The 6,213-nt window shown below is 67.7% G+C and carries 6 protein-coding genes; all 6 read right to left on the bottom strand.

Features of this window, described 5'->3' with window-relative positions:
- Window positions 1-1,726 (bottom strand): 2-polyprenylphenol 6-hydroxylase (gene ubiB, locus V3B46_RS18905; protein WP_329892616.1); only part of this gene is annotated, 1,726 nt, incomplete at its 3' end.
- A gap of 34 nt (window positions 1,727-1,760) precedes the next feature.
- Window positions 1,761-2,255, bottom strand: a complete 495-nt coding sequence (locus V3B46_RS18900) for a CinA family protein (RefSeq protein WP_154263088.1) — start codon at window positions 2,253-2,255, stop codon at window positions 1,761-1,763.
- A 121-nt stretch (window positions 2,256-2,376) separates the two neighbouring features.
- Window positions 2,377-3,687, bottom strand: coding sequence for a ribosome rescue GTPase HflX (gene hflX, locus V3B46_RS18895; protein WP_032128411.1), 1,311 nt, complete (start codon window positions 3,685-3,687; stop codon window positions 2,377-2,379).
- A gap of 14 nt (window positions 3,688-3,701) precedes the next feature.
- On the bottom strand, window positions 3,702-3,977 hold the full coding sequence (gene hfq / locus V3B46_RS18890) for an RNA chaperone Hfq (RefSeq protein WP_004152891.1): 276 nt from the start codon (window positions 3,975-3,977) through the stop codon (window positions 3,702-3,704).
- Between the two features lie 96 nt (window positions 3,978-4,073).
- A complete protein-coding gene (gene miaA / locus V3B46_RS18885; protein WP_329892615.1) occupies window positions 4,074-5,027 on the bottom strand; it encodes a tRNA (adenosine(37)-N6)-dimethylallyltransferase MiaA in 954 nt (317 codons plus the stop codon).
- Window positions 5,027-5,923, bottom strand: coding sequence for a dihydropteroate synthase (gene folP / locus V3B46_RS18880; RefSeq protein ID WP_329892614.1), 897 nt, complete (start codon window positions 5,921-5,923; stop codon window positions 5,027-5,029). Before folP ends, miaA begins: the two co-directional genes overlap by 1 nt.
- Between the last annotated feature and the right edge of the window lie 290 nt (window positions 5,924-6,213).

Raw genomic sequence — 6,213 nt, 5'->3', positions numbered from 1 at the left:
TGACCGGCTGGCGGCCCCGCCTGTCGCCCCCGCGCCCACACCCCTCGCTGTCCCCCCCGCTTCTCCATATCGAAAACAGGATCCACACGCCGCAGAAGCCGGCGCCGATGAAACCGCATACACCCAGTGCCAGCAGCCAGCGGCTGGAGACGCCGCCAACGCTGTGCATCACGATCGACGAGCCGATGATCAGGGCGGCAGTGACGATGCCCATCACCAGCCGGTTCGCCGCACGGTTGACCTGCTCGCCGAAGCCCTGCAGTGCGCTGGTTTCCACCTTCAGCTGCAGGCGCCCACGGCGCGCGGCCTGGACCAGCTTGCGCAGGTCGCGGGGCAGTTCGCCGGCGAAGTCGACCAGGCCCAACAAGCTGCGGCGGCCGCGCTTGAGCAGGGCCTTGGGCGCATAGCGCTGCAGTACCACCCGTTCCAGGAACGGGCGCGCGGCGCTGGCCATGTCGAAATCCGGGTCCAGCTGCCGCCCCATCCCTTCCAGTGTCAAGAAGGCCTTGATCATCAGCGCCAGGTCGGCCGGCAGGGTCAGGCTGTAGCTGCGCAGCAGCTGGGTGATGTCGCCCAGCATCAGGCCGATGCGCAGGTCCTTCAGCGGCACGCCACGGTACTGGTCGACGAACTGGCTGATGTCGTGCTGCAGCCGGTTCTCGTCCACTTCCACGCCGCCCGCCCAATCCAGCAGAACGTCGGCCACACCCTGCGGGTCCTGCTCGACCAGGCCATGCAGTAGCTGCGCGACCTGGAAGCGCCGCACCTCCGACAACGCACCGACCATGCCGAAATCGATCACACCGATGCGGCCATCACGCAGGTAGATGATGTTGCCCGGGTGCGGATCGGCGTGGAAGCTGCCGTCCTCCAGCACCATCTTCAGCACGATGTCCGCACCGCGCCGCGCCAGTTCGCGCCGGTCCAGCCCGGCCGCATCGACGCCGGCCAGATCACGCCCTGGAATGCCGTCGACGAAGTCCTGCACGTTCAAGCTTTCGCAGGTCCACTGCCAGTGCACGCGGGGAATCAGGATATCGTCGCGGCCCTTGAAGTTGCACGCGATGCGCTCGGCATTGCGGCATTCGGCGGCGAAATCCAGCTCGCGGCGTAGCGACACTGTGAACTGCTGCACCACCTCGGCCGGGCGGTAACGGCGCAGATCCAGAAGCCGGGCTTCAACGATTTCGGCCAGGCGGGCCAGCAGCCGCAGGTCCGCTTCGACCACATCGCGGATGCCGGGCCGCCGCACCTTCAGCACCACCTCGCTACCGTCATGCAGGCGCGCGCGATGGGCCTGCGCCAGCGAGGCGGCGGCCATCGGGATTTCATCAAGGAAGGCGAACACTTCTGAAGGCGATGCGCCAAGATCGGCCTCGAGCTGCTCGCGGATATCCGCGTACGGCAGCGCCGGCACCGCATTCTGCAGTTCAGAGAGCTCGGCGATCCATTCCGGCGGCAGCAGGTCGACGCGCGTCGCCAGCACCTGGCCAAGCTTGACGAAGGTCGGGCCGAGATCCTGCATGGCGCTGCGCACGCGTACCGGCGCGGTCATCCGCAGCAGTTCCTGTCGCTCTTCGTTCCAGTGCAGCAGGCGCCCTGCCCGCTCCAGCACCGTGGCCAGGCCGATGCGCCGCACCAGGTCGCCGAAGCCATAGCGGATCAGGACGACGGCGATTTCCTGCAGCCGGCCCAGGTCACGGACCGTGCCCAGCGTTTCCCACATCATGCGTGCTCCGGACGATTACCGGAGCAGCATGTCACAGCTGGGCGTCGATACCGCGCAATGCCGCCGCCACGGTTTGCCGGCGGATGGCTTCGCGGTCGCCGTCGAACTGGAAGAGTTCGGCACGGGCGTAGCCCCCACGGCGCTTCCAGCCGATCCAGACACTGCCGACCGGCTTGTCCGGACTGCCACCGCCGGGGCCGGCGATACCGGTCACCGCCACGGCGATACCGGCGCCGGAATTGACCAGCGCACCGGACACCATCTCCAGCACGGTTTCGCGGCTGACCGCACCAAACTGCTCCAGCGTCTGCGCGCGCACGCCCAGCAGGCGCTGCTTGGCCTCGTAGCTGTAGACCACCATGCCGCAGTCGAAGAACGCCGAGGAACCGGCGATGTCGGTCATGCACTTGGCGATCCAGCCACCACTGCAGCTTTCAGCGGTCACGAGCTGCAGCGAAGCCTGCTGCAGGCGCTGCCCGAGCGCGGCGGACTGGGCGTTGAGTTCAACGTCGGTGGGAATGGACATCGGCATGACGGTGGGGTGAAGAACCTGCACGTTGTACCGCAGATGACAGCCGGATGTCGCGCCCCTCGGCATGGTTGCGCTGCCGGCCAGCGGCCGGCACTACCGGGCATGGGCCGCTACCTCACCACTCCGGCAGTTTCTCCGGCAACAGCGCCCGGATCGGCGCGCCGTCGGCACTGGCAGCCAGTTTTTCGGCTTCGGCAATCGGCAGGTCGACCTGCAGCAGCCAGCCGTCTTCGTCGGCCTGCTCGCTGCGGATCACTTCCAGCTGGTGCAGGCGCGCACGCAGGCGGCCGGCATCCGGCGGCAGGCGCAGTTCGCCGGTGACATGCTGCAGGCCCAGGCGCTTGCCCAGCACCGCCTGCAGCAGCTCCAGGCCCTGCCCGTCACGCGCGGATATCCATACGCGTTCGCGCCGCGACTCGTCCGGGATACCGTCCTGGCCATCGTGGCGGACGTCGGCGCCCTCGATCCGGTCGATCTTGTTGAACACCAGCAACTGCGGCAGGTCACCTGCACCGACTGCGGTCAGTACCTCGTCGACCTGGGCGATGCGCTCCTCGCGGTGCGGATCGGCGGCGTCGACCACATGCAGGAGGAAATCAGCCTCGCGCGCCTCGGACAGGGTCGAGCGGAACGCAGCGACCAGGTCATGCGGCAGGTCGCGGACGAAGCCGACGGTGTCGGCCAGCACCACGTTGCCGCCCGGCACCGCGATGCGGCGCACGGTCGGGTCCAGCGTGGCAAACAGCTGGTCGGCGGCATAAGCCTCGGCGCCGGTCATGGCATTGAACAGGGTCGACTTGCCGGCGTTGGTATAGCCGACCAGGGCCACGCGCGGCAGCTCGCTGCGCACGCGCGCACGGCGCATCTGGGTGCGCTGCACCTCGACCTTTTCCAGCCGTTTCTGCAGCTGCTCGACCCGCTTCTGCAACAGGCGGCGGTCGGTTTCCAGCTGGGTTTCACCCGGGCCGCGCAGGCCGATGGAACCGCCGCGCTGGCGCTCCAGGTGGGTCCAGCCGCGCACCAGCCGCGTGGCCAGGTGACGCAGCTGCGCCAGCTCGACCTGCAGCTTGCCTTCGTGGCTGTGCGCACGCTGGGCGAAGATGTCCAGAATCAGGCCGGTTCGGTCGATCACCCGGCGCTCGAGGAAGCGTTCCAGGTTGCGCTCCTGGCCCGGGCTCAACGCATGGTTGACCAGGATCAGGTCGGCACCGCTGGCATCGGCCGCGGCCTTTATCTCGTCCAGCTTGCCGCTGCCGATCAGGGTCGACGGATTCGGACGGTCCAGGCGCGCGGTGATCGTCGCGGCGATGCTGGCCCCAGCCGAGCGGGCCAGATCACCGAATTCTTCCAGCACATCGTCTTCCAGCTTGCCGAAATGGGGCTGGATCAACAGGGCGTGTTCGCCCTTTTTCGAGCGGTCAAACATTCACCGCTCCGGTATTACTCGTCTGCTTCATCACCTGCCTGACCACCTTCACCCGACTGCACGTAACCACCGCCCGGACCGACCTTCACATTGCGTGCCGGAACGACCGTGGAAATGGCGTGCTTGTAGACCATCTGACTGACCGTGTTGCGCAGCAGGACCACGAACTGGTCGAACGACTCGATCGTGCCCTGCAGCTTGATGCCGTTGACCAGGTACACCGAAACCGGCACGCGTTCGCGCCGCAGTGCGTTCAAGAAAGGATCCTGCAGCGATTGCCCCTTGGACATTGCACACTCCTGATTATTGTTCTTATTGGGTTGCCGACGGTTGCCACGGCCCCCGAGCCGCCCGCCGACCGATGATGTTACACGGCTGGCGGGGGTTCAGCGTGCGACGAAGGTCGACACCGCGCCGGCCAGGCGCTCCTGGTCGATATGGGGGTCGAACCAGCGCGCATCAAGCTCGCCGCGCAGCCAGGTCAGCTGGCGCTTGGCCAGCTGGCGGGTGGCGAAGATCGCCTTGTCACGGAAGCGGGCGGCATCGCCCTCCCCGTCCAGGTACTCCCAGGCCTGCCGATAGCCGACCGCGCGCACAGCCGGCAGGTCCAGCGGCGCCTCCACGGCGGCCATTTCCGGCATCGCGCGCAACGCTCGCACCTCGTCGAGAAAGCCCTGCGCCAGCATGGCGTCGAAGCGCGCCTCGATACGCTGGTGCAGCACCGCGCGATCACGCGGCGCCAGGATCAGCTTGAGGGTGCGCACCGGCAACGGCGCCAAGCCCGGCCGGCGCTGCCATTCAGTGATGGGCGTGCCGGTCAGGCGATAGACCTCCAGCGCCCGCTGGATGCGTTGCGGGTCGGTGGCATGGATGCGTGCCGCCGCGGCTGGATCGACCTTTGCCAGCTCTGCGTGCAGCGCCGCCCATCCACGCTCGGCTGCCTCCGCGCTGAGCGCTTCGCGCGTCGCCGGATCGGCCTCCGGCATCGGGGACAGGCCCTGTAACAAGGCGCGGAAGTACAGGCCAGTGCCACCGGCCAGGATCGGCATCTTGCCGCGTGCCACGATGTCGGCCACGACCCGGCCGGCATCGGCGGCGAATTCGGCTGCCGAGTAGGTCTGCCAAGGATCGCGCAGGTCCAGCAGATGGTGCGGCGCCTGCGCACGCTCTGCCGCATCGGGCTTGGCCGAACCGATATCCAGGTGGCGGTACACCAGCGCCGAATCGACGCTGACGATTTCGCCATCCAACTGCTGTGCCAGGGCGATCGCGGTGGCGGTCTTGCCACTGGCGGTCGGCCCCATCACGGCGATCGCCAGTGGCCACCGGTCGATGCCCATCAGTCTTCGTCCGGCCAGCGGATCGTCGGCGTGGCGTCGGCACGCGGCGTCGGCACGGCTTCCACCGCCTGCCAGATCTTCAGCGCATCGACGGTGGCCGCCACGTCATGCACGCGCACGATGCGCGCGCCACGCTGGACCGCGATCAGGTGCGCGGCTACCGAAGCCGCCACGCGCTCGGACGGCGTGTCGCGGCCGGTCAGTTCGCCGAGGCTGCGCTTGCGTGACAGGCCCGCCAGCATCGGCACGCCCAGTTCCAGGAAGCGCTCCGAACGCGCCAGCAGGGTCATGTTGTGGGCGGTGGTCTTGCCGAAGCCGAAGCCGAGGTCGATCAGCAGGTTTTTCTTCGCGATGCCCGCCATCTCGGCAGCGAACAGGCGCTGCACCAGGAAACCGTGCACCTCGGCGACCACGTCGTCGTAGTGCGGATCGGCCTGCATGTGGCCCGGCTCGCCCTGCATGTGCATCAGCACCACCGGCACGCCGGCTGCAGCGGCGGCATCCAGCGCCCCCTCCTGGCGCAGGCCGTAGATGTCGTTGATCATGCCGGCGCCAGCGGCCACCGCCGCGCGCATCACCTCCGGCTTGAAGGTGTCGATGCTGATCGGCACCTGGGTGAGGGCGGCCAGCTGCTCGATCACCGGAAGCACCCGGCGCAGCTCGTCCTCGACCGATACCGGGGCAGCGCCGGGGCGGGTGGATTCGCCACCGATATCGAGCAGGTCCGCGCCCTCCTCGACCAGCTTCAGGCCATGTGCGACCGCGGTCTCGGTGGTGTCGTGCGCGCCGCCATCGGAGAACGAATCCGGGGTGACGTTGACGATGCCCATAACCCGGGCACGGTCCAGGCGCAGGATGCGGCCGGCGCAATCGAGCTGGGGCGAGGTATCGAACATGGGCAATCCTGCAGGGACAACGGCGGGTAGTTTAGTTCGGCAGGGCGGCGCCCTGCACCCGCAGAGGCAACGGCCACAGCAAGAGCCCAAGCAACAGCAGAAGCTGGTTTCCTGAGGGTAGCCGGGGTGGGTCCGGTTGCGGGAGACGCCGTAAACCCATCCATGAAGTGACCCCCGGGAGTTGGACACCAGATCCAACCCCGAGGGATACATGAACAGATACGACGCGCGTTTCAAACTGCTGGTCGCCAAGGAGGCCTGCAAGACCTCCACATCGGTCAAAGCCATTG

It is taken from the genome of Stenotrophomonas sp. SMYL11 (assembly GCF_036320005.1).
GTDB lineage: Bacteria > Pseudomonadota > Gammaproteobacteria > Xanthomonadales > Xanthomonadaceae > Stenotrophomonas > Stenotrophomonas maltophilia_A.
The sequence above is the reverse complement of the archived record's forward strand: the minus strand, read 5'-3'. Positions and strand labels throughout refer to the sequence as shown.

Bases quoted from the DNA above. Each gene is read 5' to 3' on its own strand.
- hfq (WP_004152891.1), bottom strand. From the start codon at position 3,977: ATGTCCAAGGGGCAATCGCTGCAGGATCCTTTCTTGAACGCACTGCGG.
- V3B46_RS18900 (WP_154263088.1), bottom strand. From the start codon at position 2,255: ATGTCCATTCCCACCGACGTTGAACTCAACGCCCAGTCCGCCGCGCTC.
- folP (WP_329892614.1), bottom strand. From the start codon at position 5,923: ATGTTCGATACCTCGCCCCAGCTCGATTGCGCCGGCCGCATCCTGCGC.
- hflX (WP_032128411.1), bottom strand. From the start codon at position 3,687: ATGTTTGACCGCTCGAAAAAGGGCGAACACGCCCTGTTGATCCAGCCC.
- miaA (WP_329892615.1), bottom strand. From the start codon at position 5,027: ATGGGCATCGACCGGTGGCCACTGGCGATCGCCGTGATGGGGCCGACC.